At 65.0% G+C, this 17299-nt stretch carries 17 protein-coding genes; 3 read left to right on the plus strand and 14 right to left on the minus strand.

Translation table 11 applies throughout. The annotated features are described in order from the left end of the window. Positions 1–6 precede the first annotated feature (6 nt). From P0D96_RS22180 to P0D96_RS22190, 3 genes are read left to right on the plus strand one after another with little or no spacing between them, the layout of a single operon-like run. Positions 7–732, plus strand: a complete 726-nt coding sequence (locus P0D96_RS22180) for a TetR/AcrR family transcriptional regulator (RefSeq protein ID WP_132375276.1) — start codon at positions 7–9, stop codon at positions 730–732. Positions 733–734: 2 nt separating this feature from the next. Next, positions 735–1319, plus strand: a complete 585-nt coding sequence (locus P0D96_RS22185; RefSeq protein ID WP_132375278.1) for an LOG family protein — start codon at positions 735–737, stop codon at positions 1317–1319. A gap of 24 nt (positions 1320–1343) precedes the next feature. Continuing rightward, on the plus strand, positions 1344–2090 hold the full coding sequence (locus tag P0D96_RS22190) for an SDR family oxidoreductase (RefSeq protein ID WP_408315299.1): 747 nt from the start codon (positions 1344–1346) through the stop codon (positions 2088–2090). Between the two features lie 63 nt (positions 2091–2153). Here the strand turns inward: P0D96_RS22190 and P0D96_RS22195 are convergent, their stop codons facing one another. From P0D96_RS22195 to P0D96_RS22260, 14 genes are all read right to left on the minus strand, one after another. Then, the gene (locus P0D96_RS22195; protein WP_408315301.1) at positions 2154–2735 is read right to left on the minus strand and encodes a DUF924 family protein; all 582 of its coding nucleotides are present in this window, start codon (positions 2733–2735) and stop codon (positions 2154–2156) included. 52 nt (positions 2736–2787) lie between these two features. After that, complete coding sequence (locus tag P0D96_RS22200) at positions 2788–3201, minus strand: group II truncated hemoglobin (RefSeq protein WP_310812467.1); 414 nt, start codon at positions 3199–3201, stop codon at positions 2788–2790. A gap of 26 nt (positions 3202–3227) precedes the next feature. After that, entirely contained in the window at positions 3228–5813 is a 2586-nt protein-coding gene (locus P0D96_RS22205) for an ABC transporter permease (protein ID WP_408315303.1), read from the minus strand. Next, positions 5810–6421 (minus strand): DUF4126 domain-containing protein, encoded by a 612-nt coding sequence (locus tag P0D96_RS22210; RefSeq protein WP_007175644.1) that lies wholly within the window; start codon positions 6419–6421, stop codon positions 5810–5812. Before P0D96_RS22210 ends, P0D96_RS22205 begins: the two co-directional genes overlap by 4 nt. Before the next feature lie 256 nt (positions 6422–6677). Beyond that, positions 6678–6998, minus strand: coding sequence for a quaternary ammonium compound efflux SMR transporter SugE (sugE, locus tag P0D96_RS22215; RefSeq protein ID WP_132375282.1), 321 nt, complete (start codon positions 6996–6998; stop codon positions 6678–6680). 153 nt (positions 6999–7151) lie between these two features. After that, a complete protein-coding gene (gene kdpE / locus P0D96_RS22220) occupies positions 7152–7850 on the minus strand; it encodes a two-component system response regulator KdpE (RefSeq protein ID WP_132375283.1) in 699 nt (232 codons plus the stop codon). Next, positions 7843–10677, minus strand: coding sequence for a DUF4118 domain-containing protein (locus P0D96_RS22225; protein ID WP_408315305.1), 2835 nt, complete (start codon positions 10675–10677; stop codon positions 7843–7845). Before P0D96_RS22225 ends, kdpE begins: the two co-directional genes overlap by 8 nt. A 183-nt stretch (positions 10678–10860) precedes the next feature. After that, positions 10861–11439 (minus strand): potassium-transporting ATPase subunit KdpC, encoded by a 579-nt coding sequence (gene kdpC / locus P0D96_RS22230; RefSeq protein ID WP_132375285.1) that lies wholly within the window; start codon positions 11437–11439, stop codon positions 10861–10863. Positions 11440–11466: 27 nt separating this feature from the next. Then, positions 11467–13551 (minus strand): potassium-transporting ATPase subunit KdpB, encoded by a 2085-nt coding sequence (kdpB, locus tag P0D96_RS22235; RefSeq protein ID WP_132375286.1) that lies wholly within the window; start codon positions 13549–13551, stop codon positions 11467–11469. Positions 13552–13607: 56 nt separating this feature from the next. Continuing rightward, a complete protein-coding gene (gene kdpA, locus P0D96_RS22240) occupies positions 13608–15413 on the minus strand; it encodes a potassium-transporting ATPase subunit KdpA (protein WP_408315308.1) in 1806 nt (601 codons plus the stop codon). After that, a complete protein-coding gene (gene kdpF / locus P0D96_RS22245; RefSeq protein WP_011487462.1) occupies positions 15410–15502 on the minus strand; it encodes a K(+)-transporting ATPase subunit F in 93 nt (30 codons plus the stop codon). The genes kdpA and kdpF overlap by 4 nt, the downstream gene beginning before the upstream one ends. Further along, complete coding sequence (locus P0D96_RS22250; protein WP_132375289.1) at positions 15499–15612, minus strand: potassium ABC transporter ATPase; 114 nt, start codon at positions 15610–15612, stop codon at positions 15499–15501. Before P0D96_RS22250 ends, kdpF begins: the two co-directional genes overlap by 4 nt. A 253-nt stretch (positions 15613–15865) precedes the next feature. Next, on the minus strand, positions 15866–16840 hold the full coding sequence (locus P0D96_RS22255) for a quinone oxidoreductase family protein (protein WP_132375291.1): 975 nt from the start codon (positions 16838–16840) through the stop codon (positions 15866–15868). Positions 16841–16889: 49 nt separating this feature from the next. After that, entirely contained in the window at positions 16890–17279 is a 390-nt protein-coding gene (locus P0D96_RS22260; RefSeq protein WP_132375292.1) for a methylglyoxal synthase, read from the minus strand. Positions 17280–17299: the final 20 nt, after the last annotated feature.

Genomic DNA, 17299 nt, shown 5'->3' on the forward strand with positions numbered 1-17299 from the left:
GACGACATGGAAGCCAAACCTCCCCGCCGCACGCGCGAACGGATTCTCGAACTGTCGTTGAAGCTGTTCAACGAAATCGGCGAGCCGAACGTCACGACGACGACGATCGCCGAGGAAATGGAAATCAGTCCAGGCAACCTGTACTACCACTTCCGCAACAAAGACGACATCATCAACAGCATCTTCAGCCAGTTCGAGCAGGAGATCGAAAAGCGTCTGCGTTTTCCCGACGACCATCGCGCGACCATCGACGAAATGTGGTCGTATCTGCAGTACATGGTCGATTTCACGTGGCGCTATCGTTTCCTGTATCGTGACCTGAACGATCTGCTGGCGCGCAATCGCACGCTCGAAACGCATTTCAAGCAGATCATCAGCCACAAGGTGCGGTTTGCGAGCCAGTTCTGCGAACAGCTCGTCGCCGACGGCGAAATGGTCGTCACGCCGGAAGAGCTGCACGTGATCGCCACCAACGTCGGCGTGATCGGCACGTACTGGCTCTCGTACCAGTTCGTGATGAACCCGCGCAAATACAACGAGCAGGAAGCGATGCGCGCGGAGCTGCATCAGGTGAGCGTACAGATCGTGTCGCTGATGGCGCCTTATCTGCGCGGCCGCTCGCGGCAGATTTTCGACGACCTCGTGTCGGGCAAGCTGCCCAAGCGCGAGTTTTACGACTACCTGCCGCCCAAGGAAGGCGCCGCGCCCCGCAACGAACCGAAGGACGTTTGAGCATGAAGTCGGTGTGTGTGTATTGCGGCTCCTCCAACGGAGCCAAACCGTTGTATGCGGAAGCGGCGCGCGCCTTTGGCCGCGCGCTGGTGCAAGCCGATCTCGCACTGGTGTACGGCGGCGGCAAGGTCGGTCTGATGGGCGTGATCGCCGACACGGTGATGGCCGAAGGCGGCCGCGCGATCGGCGTGATTCCCGAGCTGCTGGTCAACAAGGAAGTCGGCCATAACGGCCTGACTGAACTGCATGTCGTGCCCGATATGCATCATCGCAAGAAGATGATGGCCGACCTGTCCGACGCGTTCGTCGCGATGCCTGGCGGCGCGGGGACGCTCGAAGAGCTGTTCGAGGTCTACACGTGGGCGCAACTCGGCTACCACCAGAAAGCGGTGGCGCTGCTGAATATCGACGGCTTCTACGATCCGTTGATCAATATGCTTCAGCACACGGTCGACGAAGGCTTCATGCGCCAGACCTATTTCGACATCCTGCAGATCGACGCCGATCCCGCCGGGTTGATCGGCAAGCTGCAACGCTACCAGCCGCCCGTCAGCGACAAGTGGGCGATCAAGCGCGACGCGGTCTGAGTTTCCCCTAACGTTGAGGTTGCGATGACGAAAGCCGTTCTGATCACCGGTGGCAGCCGCGGCATTGGCCGCGCGACCGCGCGTTTGCTGGGTGCGCGCGGCTGGTCGGTCGGCGTGAACTACGCGCAAAATCTCGCCGCGGCACAGGACACCGCCGCCGAAGTCGAACGCGCGGGTGGCCGCGCGTTGACGATTGCGGGCGATGTCGCAAACGAAGCCGACGTGCTGGCGATGTTCGACGCGCTTCAACAGAAGTTCGGCCGGCTCGATGCGCTCGTCAATAACGCCGGGATCGTCGCGCCGTCGAGCCAACTCGCCGACATGGACCTCGTGCGCCTGAAGCGCATGTTCGACGTCAACGTGCTGGGCGCGTATCTGTGCGCGCGCGAAGCCGCGCGGCGCATGTCGACCGACAGCGGCGGCGCGGGCGGCGTGATCGTCAACGTGTCGTCGGCGGCGTCGCGTCTTGGTTCGCCGAACGAATATGTCGACTACGCCGGCTCGAAAGGCGCCGTCGATACGATGACGCTCGGCCTCGCCAAGGAACTCGGCCCGCGAGGCGTGCGCGTGAACGCGGTGCGCCCTGGCTTGATCGACACCGAGATCCACGCGAGCGGCGGCAAGCCCGAGCGCGCCGCGCAACTCGGCGCGACCACACCGCTCGGCCGCCCCGGCACGGCCGACGAAGTGGCGGAAACGATCGTCTGGTTGTTGAGCGACGCTGCTTCGTATGTGACGGGTGCGCTGCTCGATGTATCCGGCGGGCGCTAGGTCTCGCTTTCCTGCTCGCTACGCGCCGCGTGCGCGTCAGCCGAGCGGCGAGTGCCTGTGGGCCTAGAACGATGAACCGGGTGTGCGCAGGAAGGCGCTTTCTTCCGCCGTCGATGGACGCCCGAGCGGCGCATTGCGATGCGGAAAGCGTCCGAAACGCTCGATGATTTCCGCGTGCCGCACCGCGGACCGGTAATACGACTTGCCGCCCCGCTCCGCGTTCAACTGCTTGAACAGACGCAGCGACTCGCGCTGACTTGCGAGCGTCTCGTCGTGCTCGAACGGCAGATAGGCGAACGCGCGATGATGCACCGTAGGCAGCCGGCGGTCGGCCCCACTGGCGATCATCTGCTGCGCGGTGAGCAAGGCTTTCTGGTCGGCGGCGAACGCGCGCGCCGTGTTACGGTGACAATTGCGCGAGAACTGATCCAGCACGACGACGAGCGCCAGCGCGCCGAGCGGTGTTTGCGTCCAGTTGTCGAGCGCGGACTCGCGGGCCGCATCGATCAGGGTACCGAAGCGTTCCCGCAGCATCGTGTCGAAAGCGGCATTGCGTGAAAACCAGATTTTGCGCTCCGTGCCGAACTCCGGCGCGCCCGGTACGCCGAACCAGCAGTCTAGGACTTCGCGTGCTTCCTGAGGCATGTCGGCGTAATCCGCAGTTGCCGCCCCGGGTGTCGAGCCCAACCCCAACCCGTTAGCCATTCCGGTTGCGCATCCAGTCAGCCGTTTCGAAGAACGAGCCGAGCAGGCGCTCCCTCAGCGGCTCGGCAAGACCGACGTCTTCCATCGCCCACGCCATGCACCTGAGCCACTGATCGCGCTCGCTGGAGGCGATCGCGAACGGCAAATGCCGCGCGCGCAAACGCGGATGACCGAAGCGGCTGATGTAGTGATCCGGGCCGCCCATCCAGCCGCACAAGAACCAGAAGAACTTGTCGCGCGAACCGTCGAGCGATTCGGGATGCAACGCGCGGATTCCGGCGAAATCCGCTTCGAGATCCATCAGGTCGTAAAAGCGGTCGACCAGTTCACGCACACGCGCTTCGCCGCCCACCAGTTCGAAGGCCGTCGGCTGCGCCGCGGACACTTCGTCGTTCAAATCACTCATACCTGCTCACTAACCGATAAGAAAAATCACGCGTCCCGCAGCGATTGCAACGCCGGCCGCGCCAGCACATGCCGCAAGCTTAGCCAGCCGCCCACGCCGGCACACGCGATGCCGGCGGCGATGCCCGCCGGCAACAACCAGGGATTGAAACTCAGATAGAACTCGAAGACGCGCGTCGCCAGCACGTAGCCGATGGCCTGCGCGCCGGCCGCCGCCATCAGACCCGCCAGCGCGCCGACCGCGACGAACTCGGCGATCTGCACCGCCCGCACCTGTCGATGCGACGCGCCCAGCGCGCGCAGCAGCGCGGATTCTCGCATACGCTCATCGCGCGTGCCGGCAAGAGCCGCGTATAGCACGAGCACGCCCGCCGCGAGCGTGAACGCGAACAGGAACTGCACCGCCCCGATCACCTGCTGCAAGACGCGCTGCACCTGCGCGAGAATCGGCCCGGTGTCGATGGCGGTGAGGTTCGGATAAGTGGAGATCAGGCCGTCGATGGTCGACTGTTTCTCCTGCGGCAAATGGAAGCTCGTGATGAACGTCGCCGGGAAATCCTGCAAAGCCGCGGGCGGCATCAGCACGAAAAAGTTGACCTTGAACGAACCCCAGTCGAGCTTGCGTACACTCGTGACCGGCGCGTCGATCTGCAAGCCGGTCACGTCGAAACGCAGCATGTCGCCGGGTTTCACGTTGATCAGCTTGGCGAGTCCTTGCTCGATCGAAATCTGCGGCGTTTTCGTGTCGCCGTACCATGTGCCGGCGGCGAGACGGTTGTCGTCGGGTAGCTCGGTCGTGTATGACAGATTGAATTCGCGATCCACGAGACGCTTGGCGTCGTCGCCCTTGAACGCGTCCGGATTGACCGGCTTACCGTTGATCGCGGTCAGCCGTCCGCGCACCATCGGCGCGAGCACCGTACCGGGCACGCCATGCGTGCTCAGATATTGCGTGACGGCGTCGCGCTGGTCGGGCTGAATGTCGATGATGAATTCGTTGGGCGCATCGGGCGGCGTCGATTTACGCCAGCCGGCCACGAGGTCGTTGCGCGTCATCGCAATCAGCAACAGACACATCAGGCCGATGCCGAGCGCGGTGATCTGCAATGCGCTCGCGCTGCTGCGCCGTTCGAGCGACGCCAGCGCATAACGCCAGCCGATGCTCGCATTCACGCGCTCGCTGCGCACGACGCGCGCCGCGCCCCACAGCGCGAGCCGCGCGATGCACGCGAACACCAGCATCCCGCCCGCGAAGCCGCCCGCGACGATCCCGCCGAGCTTCAACTCGCCTGCCGCGATGATCAGCAGCGCGGCGAACAGCGCGATGCCTAGCGCGTAGGCCGCCCACGCCGTGCGCCCCGCTTCGCCCCATTCGCGGCGCAGCACGCGCACCGGCGGCACGCGCGTGAGCGGCAACAGCGGCGGCAACGCGAAGCCCAGGAGCAGCACGAGACCGGCCGCGATGCCTTCAAGTGCCGGCCATACCGTCGGGTACGGCAGCGCGACGTCGATCAGACTGCCGAGCCACGTGAGCAGCGCGAGATGCCCGAGGTAACCGAGCGCCACGCCCAGCGCGCCGCCAATCAAACCGAGTCCCACGAATTCAAGCGTGAAGAGCGCACGCAGCGTCGACTGACTGACGCCAAGGCAACGCATCGCCGCGCAGCCGTCCAGATGACGGCGCATATACCGATGCGCGGCCATTGCAATCGCCACGGCCGCCAGCAAGGCCGTGAGCAGCGAGACGAGCGTGAGGAAGTGACTCGCGCGGTCGAGCGTCTGGCGCACTTGCGGCTGCCCGTCCTGCAGCGATTCGAGCGCGACGCCGCGCATCTTGCCGCCGTCCACCCGCTCATGCGCGAACTGCGCGAAACGCGCCACCGATTCGTCCGGGCCCGCGACCAGCAAGCGGTACGTCACACGGCTGCCGTAGGTGACGAGGCCGGTCGACGGCACGTCGTCGGCACGCAGCATCAGGCGCGGCGAGAAGTTGACGAACGAGAAACCGCGGTCGAGTTCGCGCGTGATCACCGCGCCGATCGTGAAGTTGCGACCGCCGACTTTCACCGCGTCGCCGACACGCACCTTCAACGCGTCGAGCAGCGCCTGATCGACCCACACGACGCCCGGCGGCGGAATCGACTGCGCCGGGTGGTCCGCCGCGCCCGGCGCCGACGCGATGCGCAACGCGCCGCGCAGCGGATAACCGGGCGACACGGCTTTGATGGCGGCAAGCCGCGAGACCGGCTGTGCGCCGGTCGAATTGATCATGCTGGGAAAGATCGCCGTACTGGCGGTATTCAGACCGAGCGCTTTGGCTTGCCCGGCGAATTGCGGATCGACCGGATGATCGGCCCGCACGATGAAGTCGGCGGCAATCATGCGCCGCGCGTCGCGTTCGAGCCCTTGGTGCAGACGGTCAGCCAGAAAGCCGACACTCGACAAAGCCGCCACGGCTAGCACCAGCGCCAGCAGCAGCATCGTCAGCTCGCCCGCGCGCCAGTCGCGCGCCGTCATGCGAATGGACTGGCGCACCAGATCCATGCCACCGAACCGGCGCGTCGTCGTCGGTAAAGCCCTGCGCGCCGTGGAACCCCGTACCGTATCGCTCAATCGTGCCTGCTCCTGGCAAAGCGCGACACCATGTGCGTCGCCATGCCGCGAAAACCGCCCTGCACCCCACGCCAGAGCCGCGGCAACGCCCAGCCGGCCAGCATCAGGAAGCCCACCATCAACACCAGAAAGACGAGCGGCACGAACAGCGCGAGCAGCATGCCGCCGAACACGAGTCCGTCTTCAGCGGTCGAGGTCACCACATTCGACACCGGTTCCGGCGACAGATTGATCAACGCGCGCGTGCCCGCTTTAGCAAGGTGCGCCGTGCCCGCCAGCGTGCCGCCCGCGAGCGCGGCCACGGTCAACAGCGCCGGATCGGCATGGCCGAGCGCGCCGGCTGCCAGCACGGCGCCCGCCGGAATGCGGATGAAGGTATGGACCGCGTCCCACAGCGAATCGAACGCGGGGATCTTGTCGGCGAGGAATTCGGTGACGGTCAGCACGCCCGCCACACCGATGACCCACGGCGAGGACAACGCGGACAGCGTATCGGGAAGATGGACGAGGCCGAGACGGGCGAATACGCCGGCCAGCAGGACCGTCAGATAGAGGCGCAGACCGCTGCCCCATGAGAGGCCCGCAGCGAGGGAAAGTGATTCAAGCATGGCCGCCTCCGGGCGCGCTGTGCGTGCCGGGCGCTTCGACGGGCCACGAAAGGGGAGCCGCACTGAAGTCGTCAGACCCGCGCCAAGCCGGCCGCGCCAAATGGGCCGCGGACAATTTCAGGTTGGATTCGATCTCATTATAGCCACGTTAATTCGCAGAACGCAGAGCGGAGAATAAATGGCGAGACTGATTGGGCGCCGGCCGGGCATCGGCGGACTCGGCGAATGGGCCCGGCAGCGGCATGCAATGCGGGGCTCAATGCCCGGAAGATAGCTTCAATCCGATCAGTCCGACCACGATCAGCGCCGCGCTGGCGACCCGCGCGACGGTCAAGGCCTCGCCCATCATCACGATCCCGAAGATGAACGCGCCGACCGCGCCGATCCCGGTCCACACCGCGTACGCCGTGCCGAGCGGCAATTGGCGCATGGCCATGGCGAGCAGCACAAAGCTGCCAAGCGCAGTCACCACCGTGAACACGGACGGCCAGAGCCGGGTAAAACCTTCGGAGGTTTTGAGACCGGCCGCCCACGCGACTTCGAGCAAACCGGCAATCAACAGAAGAATCCAGGACATGAGACAGCTCCATGGTCAGATGGGGCCGTCCCCGTTTGTGAAACCGCAAGGTCGTCCTTACGAACTGTAATTATACCAAAGCCGTTCAGGCGCCGTCGGCAGCGGGCCGCCGCAAGCAAGCGCGCCGCGCCGTCGCAAATTAGCCACACAGCCTCAAACCGCGCCCACCAGCCGGTATCCGACACCCGTTTCCGTAATGATGTGCTCCGGCTGCGCCGGGTCGCGCTCCAGCTTGCCGCGCAGATGCGCCATATAGATGCGCAGGTAGTGATGGCTCTCGACATGCGACGGCCCCCACACGTCGCGCAGCAACTGGCGGTGCGTCAGCACGCGGCCGGCATGGCGCACCAGCGTGGCGAGCAGCCGGTATTCGATCGGCGTCAAATGAACGACAGCGCCGTCGCGGCTCACCTGCCGCAGGGCCAGATCCACTGTCACCGTGCCGAAGCGCACCTGTGGCGATTCGTTGGCGCCGCCTTGATTGCGCCGCCGCATATGCGCGCGGATCCGCGCCAGCAGTTCGGACACGCCGAACGGCTTGGTGAGGTAATCGTCCGCGCCGGCATCGAGCGCGGCGACTTTTTCGCTTTCCTGGGTGCGCGCCGACAACACGATCACCGGCAGCTCGCTCCAGCCGCGCAGTTCGCGAATGACGTCGAGTCCGTCGGTGTCGGGCAGGCCGAGATCGACGATCACCAGATCGGGCTTGCGCGTCGCGGCTTCGACGAGACCCTGCTTGCCGGTTTCGGCATCGTGCACGACGATGCCCTCGCCTTCCAGCGCCGTTCGCACAAAGCGGCGAATCTGCTTTTCGTCTTCGATCAGGACGACGGTGATGCTGGGGTCACTCATGGCTAGGCTTGGAAAGCGGGTTAAGAGTTGAATCGCTGCCGGTATCGACGTGAGTCAAGGAATCGGCGCCCTCGTCTTCCATGGAATCCGGTGCGTCGGGCGGCGTCTCCACCGGCAGCGTGAACCAGAAGCGCGCGCCTTCGACACGGCCGTCCGCCGACACGCGATTGAGCGCGCCGATTGTACCGCCGTGCGCTTCCACGATCGCGCGGCAGATTGCGAGCCCCAGGCCGATGCCCGGCTTGGCCGACTCCTTCTCGCCGCGCGTGAATTTCTCGAACACGCGCGCTTCCATGCCCGCGGGCAGGCCCGGGCCGCTATCGTCGACGGTCACGCGCACGAACGACTTGCCGTCCGCGTCGAGACGCTGCGCGCCGATCGTCAGCGGCGTGGCCGGCGCCGTATATTTGGCGGCGTTTTCGAACAGATTGGAGAAGAGGCGCTCCATCAACACGGCGTCGAGGTGCAAGAGCGGCAGATCGGCGGGCAGTTTCACCTGCACCGGATGATTCGCCAGCACGCGTTTGCACGCGCGCAGCGCGGCGCCCACCGTCTCTTCGAGCAGCGTCCATTGCTGGTTCAGTTGCAGACTGCCTGCCTGCAAGCGCGCCATGTCGAGCAGATTCGTGACGATGCCGGTCATGCGCAGCGCTTCCTCGTGAATCGCTTCGACCAGCTCGCTGTTGGGCTGCGCCTCGGGCGCTTGCGCCAGCATCGACGAGAAGCCGACGATGGTCGTCAACGGCGTGCGCAGATCGTGCGAGATCGCCGACAACAGCGAGTTGCGCAGACGCTCCGACTCCATGTTGACGAGCGCATCGCGCGCGATGTCGACGTAATGCACCCGTTCCAGCGCAAGCGCGATCTGCGCGGCGAACGCGTCGAGCATGCGCTGCTGCTCGGGCACGTCGAGCTCGCCCTCGTCGCGCATCACCACCGCGAGCACGCCGCGCGTGCGCATCGGCGCCTTGAGCGGCAGGTAGAGCGCGGCGGCGGCCGGCAGCGTGTCGGTGCCGTGGCCGGCCGGCTTCTGCTGATCGTAGACCCATTGGCCCACGTCGCTATCGAGCATCTCGCCTTCGAGCGTGATCGCCGCGTCGGGATCCTCGATCTTCTGCTTCACCTGATCGACGCTGTCCGGCAACAGAATCGCGACGCGCGCACCGAACACCTCGCTCACATGACGGCTGCCGATGCCGACGATCTGTTCCGTGGTCAACGCCGCGGCCAGTTCGCGCGCCATGGCGTACATCGCGCCGGTGCGCTGCTCGCGGCGGCGCGCCACGCTCGCCTCGCGGCGCAGGCTCGAAGTCAGATGGCTGATCACCAGCGAGGTCAGCAGCATGCCCAGGAAGGTCAACAGATACTGCGTGTCGGAGACCGACAGCGACATGCGCGGCGGCACGAAGAAGAAATCGAACGCGGCGACGCTCATGAACGACAGCACCACGCCGGGTCCGCGTCCCAGCCTCACCGCGGCGAAGATCACGCCGAGCAGGTACAGCATGACGAGATTGGTCAGATCGATATGGTCGATCAACTGGCTCGACAGCAGCGTAATGGCCGCGCAGATCAACAGCGCGAAGCCGTAGGCGCGCGGCGGCGAGCGGCGTTCGCGCGCCGCGCTCAGCGCCTCGCGCCATGCGTTCGCGGTGGTGTTCAACAGATGGCGATGCTCGCCGCCGTCGCGGTCGGACGAGGCGCGAATCAGCGTGAGATCGAGATCGGCCGTTTTCTCGGCGATACGTTCGCCGAGCGGCCGGCGCAGCCAGCGCTTCACGCCCGTGCGCGCCGAAGCGCCGGCCACCAGCTTCGATACGTTGCGCGCCTGCGCGTAGCCGATCAACGCGACGGCCGCGTCGGCGGCCGCCAGCGTGGCAGTTTCGGCGCCGAGTTCGGCGGCGAGTTTCAACGCGTTCAGCGTGCGTTCGCGGCGCGCGTCCGGCAAACGCTGCAGCGCCGGCGTCTCGACATAGACCGCAATCCAGTCGGCCTTCAGGCTGGCGGCGAGACGCGCCGCCGCGCGCACCAGCATCGGTGCTTCCGGGCCGGGGCCGACGCACACCAGCAAGCGCTCGCGCGCCTGCCAGATACGCTGGATCGAACGGTCGGCGCGATATTCACGCATCTGCGCATCGACGCGATCCGCGGTGCGGCGCAGCGCCAGCTCGCGCAGCGCGATCAGATTGCCTTTGCGAAAGAAGTTGCGCACCGCGCGCTCGGCCTGCTGCGGCATGTACACCTTGCCGTCGCGCATCCGGTCGAGCAGTTCCTCGGCGGGCAAGTCGACCAGCGTGACTTCGTCGGCGCGATCGAACACGCGATCCGGCACCGTCTCCCAGACGCGAATGCCGGTGATCTGGCCGACCACGTCGTTCAGGCTTTCGAGGTGCTGGACGTTGACCGTCGTATAGACGTCGATGCCCGCGTCGAGCAGTTCATACACGTCCTGCCAGCGCTTCAGATGCCGCGCGCCCTGCACGTTCGAGTGCGCGAGTTCGTCGACTAGAATCAGCTGCGGCTTGCGGGCGAGCGCGGCGTCGAGATCGAACTCGCCGAGCTTGCGGCCGCGATATTCGATATGCGCGAGCGGCAGCACGTCGAGACCGTCGAGCAATGCCGCGGTTTCAGTGCGGCCATGCGTTTCGGCGATGCCGACCACCACGTCCGCACCTTCATCGTGACGCCGGCGCGCGGCCTGCAACATCGCATAGGTTTTGCCGACGCCCGCCGACGCGCCGAAAAAAATCTTCAGCCTGCCTCGCTGACGTTTTTCTTCGTCGCGTTGCAGCTTGTCGAGCAACTCATCGGGATCGGGGCGGTTCATGCTCAATGGTTTTCATCGTTGGGCGAGCGGCGGTGTATGCATGGTGGCACGGCGGCGGCCCGGCCGCAAATAGCGGCCACCGTACACCGCGGTCACCGTACATGGCGTTGCGCCGTCAAAAGGCAAAGGCGGAGTCGCGCGGACGCCGCCTTTGCGAAGCGAAGCGCTGCCGCGTTTCGTCGATCAACCGTGCTTCATCTCGTCCAGCGCCAGATTCAGTTCCAGCACGTTCACACGCGGCTCACCCAGAATGCCGAACTGACGGCCGCTCGTATAGCGATCCACCAGCGCCTGCACGTCGTTCGCAGCGAGCTTGCGTGCCTTGGCGACGCGCTCGATCTGATAAGCCGCAGCCGCCGGGCTGATCTCGGGATCGAGACCGCTGCCCGACGACGTCACCAGATCGACCGGCACCGGCTTCGACATATCCGTTCCGGCTGCCTTCAGCGCGTCGATACGGCCTTTGATTTCGTCGAGCAGCGCCGGGTTGGTCGGGCCGAGATTCGAACCGCTCGAACCCTGCGCGTTGTACGGCATCGGGCTGGTGGCCGACAGGCGGCCCCAGAAGTATTGCGGCGCATCGAACTGCTGGCCGATCAGCTTCGAACCGACCACCTTGCCGTCCTGCTCGAGGATGCTGCCGTTGGCCTGATCGTTGAAGGCCGCCTGACCGACGGCAGTCATCACCGCGGGATAGGCAAGTCCGGTGACGGCGGTGAGCACCGCGAAGATCACGATCAACGGACGGAACAGATTTTTCATGATGAATAATTCCTCTTGAACTAGCGCTTAGACCCAACCGAACGCGGCCAGCACCATATCGATCAGCTTGATGCCGATAAACGGCACGATGATCCCGCCCAAACCATAGATCAGCAGATTGCGGCGCAGCAGGATCGCCGCGCCCAGCGCGCGATAGCGCACGCCCTTGAGCGCCAGCGGGATCAGCAGCACGATGATCAGCGCGTTGAAAATCACCGCCGACATGATGGCCGAGGCCGGCGTGGCCAGGTGCATCACGTTCAGCGCATTCAGCGCCGGATAGGTCGTGGCGAATGCAGCCGGAATGATCGCGAAGTACTTGGCGACGTCGTTGGCAATCGAGAACGTGGTGAGCGAACCGCGCGTCATCAGCATCTGCTTGCCGATCTCGACGATCTCGATCAGCTTGGTCGGATTCGAATCGAGGTCGACCATGTTGCCCGCTTCCTTCGCGGCCTGCGTGCCGGTGTTCATCGCCACCGCGACGTCGGCCTGCGCGAGCGCCGGGGCATCGTTGGTGCCGTCGCCGGTCATCGCGACGAGGCGGCCTTCGGCCTGGTGCGCGCGGATCGTGGCGAGCTTCGCTTCCGGCGTGGCTTCGGCGAGGAAATCGTCGACGCCGGCTTCCGCGGCAATCGCCGCCGCAGTCAGGCGGTTATCGCCCGTCACCATGATGGTCTTGATACCCATCTTGCGCAGTTCGGCGAAACGTTCCTTGATGCCGCCCTTCACCACGTCCTTCAACTCGATCACGCCGAGCACGCGCGCGCCCTGCTCGCCTTTCTCGGCGACCACCAGCGGCGTGCTGCCGCGCCGTGCGACTTCGGCCACGGCGTTGCTGACTTCGTTGGGGAAACGGCCGCCGTTGGCTTCGACATAGTTCTTGACCGCATCGGCCGCGCCCTTGCGGATTTCACGGCCCGGCAAATCCACGCCGCTCATGCGCGTTTGCGCGGTGAACGCGAGGAACGTGGCATGCAACGAGGCCATATCGCGTTGGCGGATGTTGAAGCGCTGCTTCGCCAGTACGACGATGCTGCGGCCTTCCGGCGTTTCGTCGGCGAGCGACGACAGTTGCGCGGCATCCGCGAGCGCTTCTTCCGTCACACCCGGCGCCGGCACGAATTGCGAGGCCTGGCGATTGCCGAGCGTGATGGTGCCGGTCTTGTCGAGCAACAGCACGTCGACGTCGCCGGCCGCTTCGACCGCGCGGCCCGATGTGGCGATCACGTTCGCCTGCATCATGCGGCTCATGCCGGCCACGCCGATCGCCGACAACAAACCACCGATGGTGGTCGGAATCAGACACACCAGCAGCGCGACCAACGCGGTGATCGCCACCACGTGGCCGGCCTTCGCGGCTTCCACCGAAAACATCGAGAACGGCAGCAGCGTGGCGGTGGCCAACAGCATCACGATCGTCAACGCGACCAGCAGAATCGTCAGCGCGATTTCATTCGGCGTTTTCTGACGCTTCGCGCCTTCCACCATCGCGATCATGCGGTCGAGGAACGCCTCGCCCGGATTCGCCGTGACGCGCACGACGATCCAGTCCGACAGCACGCGCGTGCCGCCCGTCACCGACGAAAAGTCGCCGCCCGACTCGCGGATCACCGGCGCGGATTCGCCCGTGATCGCCGATTCGTCGACCGACGCGACGCCGTCGATCACTTCGCCGTCCGCCGGGATCACGTCGCCGGTTTCGACCAGCACGACGTCGCCCTTGCGCAGATCGGAAGCCGTCAGAATGCGGATCGGCGACTTCGGATGCGGCTCGTTGAGCTTCTTGGCCATCACGTCTTTCTTCGCGCTGCGCAGCGACGCCGCCTGGGCCTTCGAACGGCCTTCGGCAAGCGCTTCCGCGAAGTTGGCGAACAGCACCGTGAACCACAGCCACAAGGTGACCGCGAGAATGAAGCCCGCGGGCGCCTCGGCCTGGCCGCCGAGCGCGGCGATCCAGAGAATGGTCGTGAGAATGCTACCCACGTACACGCAGAACATCACCGGATTGCGGAACTGCGTGCGTGGCGTGAGCTTCTTGAAGGAGTCCACGATCGCCGGGCGCACTAGCGCCGGGTCGAACATGGACCGGGTTGCATTATGTTCAGTCATTGAATCCTCGAATTTCCCGTTTGCGCCTGTTCAGTCGTTGGATCGCAAGGGTCGCCTCAATGCGCGCCCATCATGATCAGATGTTCGACACCAGGACCGAGCGCGAGCGCAGGCACATAAGTCAGCGCGCCGACCAGCAGCACCGTGCCGAGCAACAGCACGACGAACAGCGGGCCGTGCGTGGGCAGCGTGCCGCCCGTCACGCCGATGCGCTTTTTCGCGGCCAGCGAGCCGGCAATCGCGAGCACCGGAATGATCGTGCCGAAGCGGCCGAACCACATCGCGATCGCCGTGAGCCAGTTGTAGAACGGCGTGCTCACCGTGAGACCCGCGAACGCGCTGCCGTTGTTATTGGCCGCCGAGCTGAACGCGTAGAGGATTTCGGAGAAACCGTGCGCGCCGGGGTTGAGAATGCCGGCCTTGCCCGCGTCGCTCAATACCGCGATCGACGCGCCGACCAGCACCAGCAGCGGCGTGAGCAGCACGACGATCGACACCATCTTCATCTCGTACGCTTCGATCTTCTTGCCGACGTATTCCGGCGTGCGGCCGATCATCAGGCCCGCCACGAACACGGCCAGCATCGCGAACACGAGCATCCCGTACATACCGGAACCCACGCCGCCGAAGATCACTTCACCGAGTTGCATCAGCAGCATCGGATAGAGGCCGCCGATCGGCGTCAGCGAGTCATGCGTGTTGGCAACCGCGCCGCACGAAGCCGCGGTGGTCGCAACCGTGAAGATGCCCGACTGCGCGATGCCGAAGCGCGTTTCCTTGCCTTCCGCATTGCCGCCCGACTGCAGCGCATTGGCCGACTGGTCGACATGCAATGCGGCGATGGCCGGATTGCCGCCCTGCTCCGAGCTGATCTCGCCGAACACGCAGACCGCAAACGCGATCGTCATGGTGGCGAGCACGGCCACGCCCTGCTTGCGGTCGGCGATCATGCGGCCGAACACCAGCGCCAGCGCCGCGGGGATGATCAGGATCGAGAGCAACTGCAGGAAGTTCGAGAACGGGGTCGGGTTTTCATACGGATGCGCCGAGTTGCCGTTAAAGAAGCCGCCACCATTGGTGCCGAGCATCTTGATCGCTTCCTGCGAAGCAACCGGGCCCATCGCGAGGGTTTGCGTTTTCACCGGCGTATCGACGGTCACCGGGTTGCCCTTGGCGTCCTTCACCGGATTGCCTTGCGCGTCGAGTTTCGGCGCGGCATAGGTCGTGGTCTGCAGCGTCGGCACGTCCTGATACGACTTGAAGTTCTGGATCACGCCCTGGCTCATCAGCAGCGCTGCGAGGATCGCCGACATGGGCAGCAACACGTAGAGCGTGACGCGGGTCAAGTCGACCCAGAAGTTGCCGATGGTTTGCGCGGTATGGCGCGCGAAGCCGCGAATCAGCGCGATCACCACCACGATGCCGGTGGCAGCCGAGAAGAAGTTCTGGACGGTGAAGCCGAGCATCTGCGTCAGATAGCCGACGGTTTGTTCAGGCGTGTAATCCTGCCAGTTCGTGTTGGTCACGAAACTGACGGCCGTGTTGAACGCGCCGTCGACCGTCATCGGGCCGAACTGCTGCGGGTTGGCCGGCAGCCAGCCTTGCACGCGCAACAACACATAGAGGAACGCCACGCCGAGCACGTTGAACGCGATCGTGGCGATTGCGTAGTGCTTCCAGCTCATTTCCGTCGACGAATCGACGCCCGCGATGCGATACAGGAAACGTTCGACGGGACCGCCGAAGCGGACCACGCGCGAGCTGCCGTCCATCACGGCGCTCAGATAGCGGGACATCGGCACCGCGGCTGCCAGCAGCACGACGATGAAGAGGCCCGCTTGCAGGACATTGTTCGAGTTCATTCAATGTCCTCCGCGCGCAACAGCGCATAGACCAGGTACACAAACAGCAACGCGGTCGCGGCGCCGGACAACCAGAGAATCCAGTTCATGAGCGCGCTCCCTGCCCACGGCGAAACTGCATCAACTTCTCGCAGCCAATAATCAACGCGAAGGTCAGCGCGGAAAACAGCACCAGCCCCCCGACATACAGCACATCCATTTTTGGTCTCCATTCACGGACTTTGGATAGCCGCAACGTTATGCCGATCCGTGTAAAGGGCTGGTCAAAGATGGGGGGGCGTATATAAAAATCGCGTAAACGGACAAGGCCGCTCCATCCTGCGATGGAACGGCCTTGTGCCGGCTGGGCGTGGTTTTGCGGCATGCCGCGCCGGTTCGGCTCCGGCCCTGGCGCGAGCTCGAATGAGCGCGGTTTTTATACGACGGCTGCCGTCGCGCTCATGTCATGGACGTTACGGCAGCAGCACCGTCGAGCCCGTCGTGCGGCGCCCTTCGAGGTCCGCGTGCGCGCGGCCGACATCCGAGAGCGCATAACGCTGATTGATGCTCGTCTTGACCTTGCCCGACACCAGCACGTCGAACAGTTCGGTGGACATCGCCTCGTAGTCGCTGCGTTTGGCTATATAAGTGAAGAGGGTCGGGCGCGTGAAGAACAGCGAACCGCGTCCGGCGAATTCCGACGAATCGATCGGCGGCAACGGCCCCGACGCATTGCCGAAGCTCACGAACATGCCGAGCGGCGCGAGGCAATCGAGCGAGGCCGTAAACGTGTCTTTACCGATCGAGTCGTACACCACCGGCACGCCCGCGCCGTTGGTAATCTCGCGCACGCGCTTGGTGAAGTTCTCGCGCGTGTAGACGATCGCGTGATCGCAGCCGTGCGCCGTGGCGATCTCCGCTTTTTCATCCGAGCCGACCGTGCCGATCACCGTCACGCCGAGCGCCTTCGCCCACTGGCACACCAGCAGACCCACGCCGCCCGCCGCGGCCTGAATCAGGATCGTGTCGCCGGCTTTCACGGGATACGTGCGGCGCAGCAGATATTGCGCGGTCAGGCCTTGCAGCATCACCGAGGCGGCCTGCTCGTCGCTCAGGGCGTCGGGCACCTTCACGACCTGCGCGGCCGGCAGCACGCGCTCCTGCGCGTACGCACCGGGCGGACGCCCCACGTAGGCGATGCGATCGCCCACCTTCAGACCGGTTACGCCCGAACCGAGCGCCGTCACTTCGCCGGCCGCCTCCATGCCGAGACCGCCCGGCAACGGCAACGGATACAGACCCTTGCGGAAGTACACGTCGATATAGTTCAGCCCGACCGCCGTCTGCCGGACACGGATCTCGCCCGCGCCCGGCTCACCGACTTCGACGTCGACCCACTTCATCACTTCGGGGCCGCCGGTTTTATCGAATCGGATTGCTTTGACCATCATGTCTCCTTGAGGTTGGGTGTCGCTTGATCGGGTCGAGAGTGCGAGCTCAAATCTGTTGCGTGAGACGCAAGGTCAGCGAGTCGAGCACCATGCGCGCCGTCGAAATGTTGGTCGCGCACGGAATGTTGTGCACGTCGCACGCGCGCACCAGCGCGTTGATGTCCGGCTCGTGCGGCTGAGGCGTCATCGGGTCGCGCAGAAAGATCACCATGTCCACGCGTCCTTCCGCGAGTTGCGCGCCGATCTGCAGGTCGCCGCCGTGCGGGCCGGACAACATGCGTTCGACCGAGAGCCCGTGCGCGTCGGCGATACGCCCGCCGGTCGTGCCGGTCGCCACGATGTCGCAGCGGCGCAGCGTGTCGACGTATTCGCCGGCCAGTTTGACGATGTCGTCTTTTTTATGATCGTGCGCGATCAGCGCGATACGGGTGGTCATGACGTAAGACTCCTGAAACC

Origin of the sequence: Paraburkholderia sp. RL17-347-BIC-D, from assembly GCF_046027915.1 — a bacterium.
Taxonomy (GTDB): domain Bacteria; phylum Pseudomonadota; class Gammaproteobacteria; order Burkholderiales; family Burkholderiaceae; genus Paraburkholderia.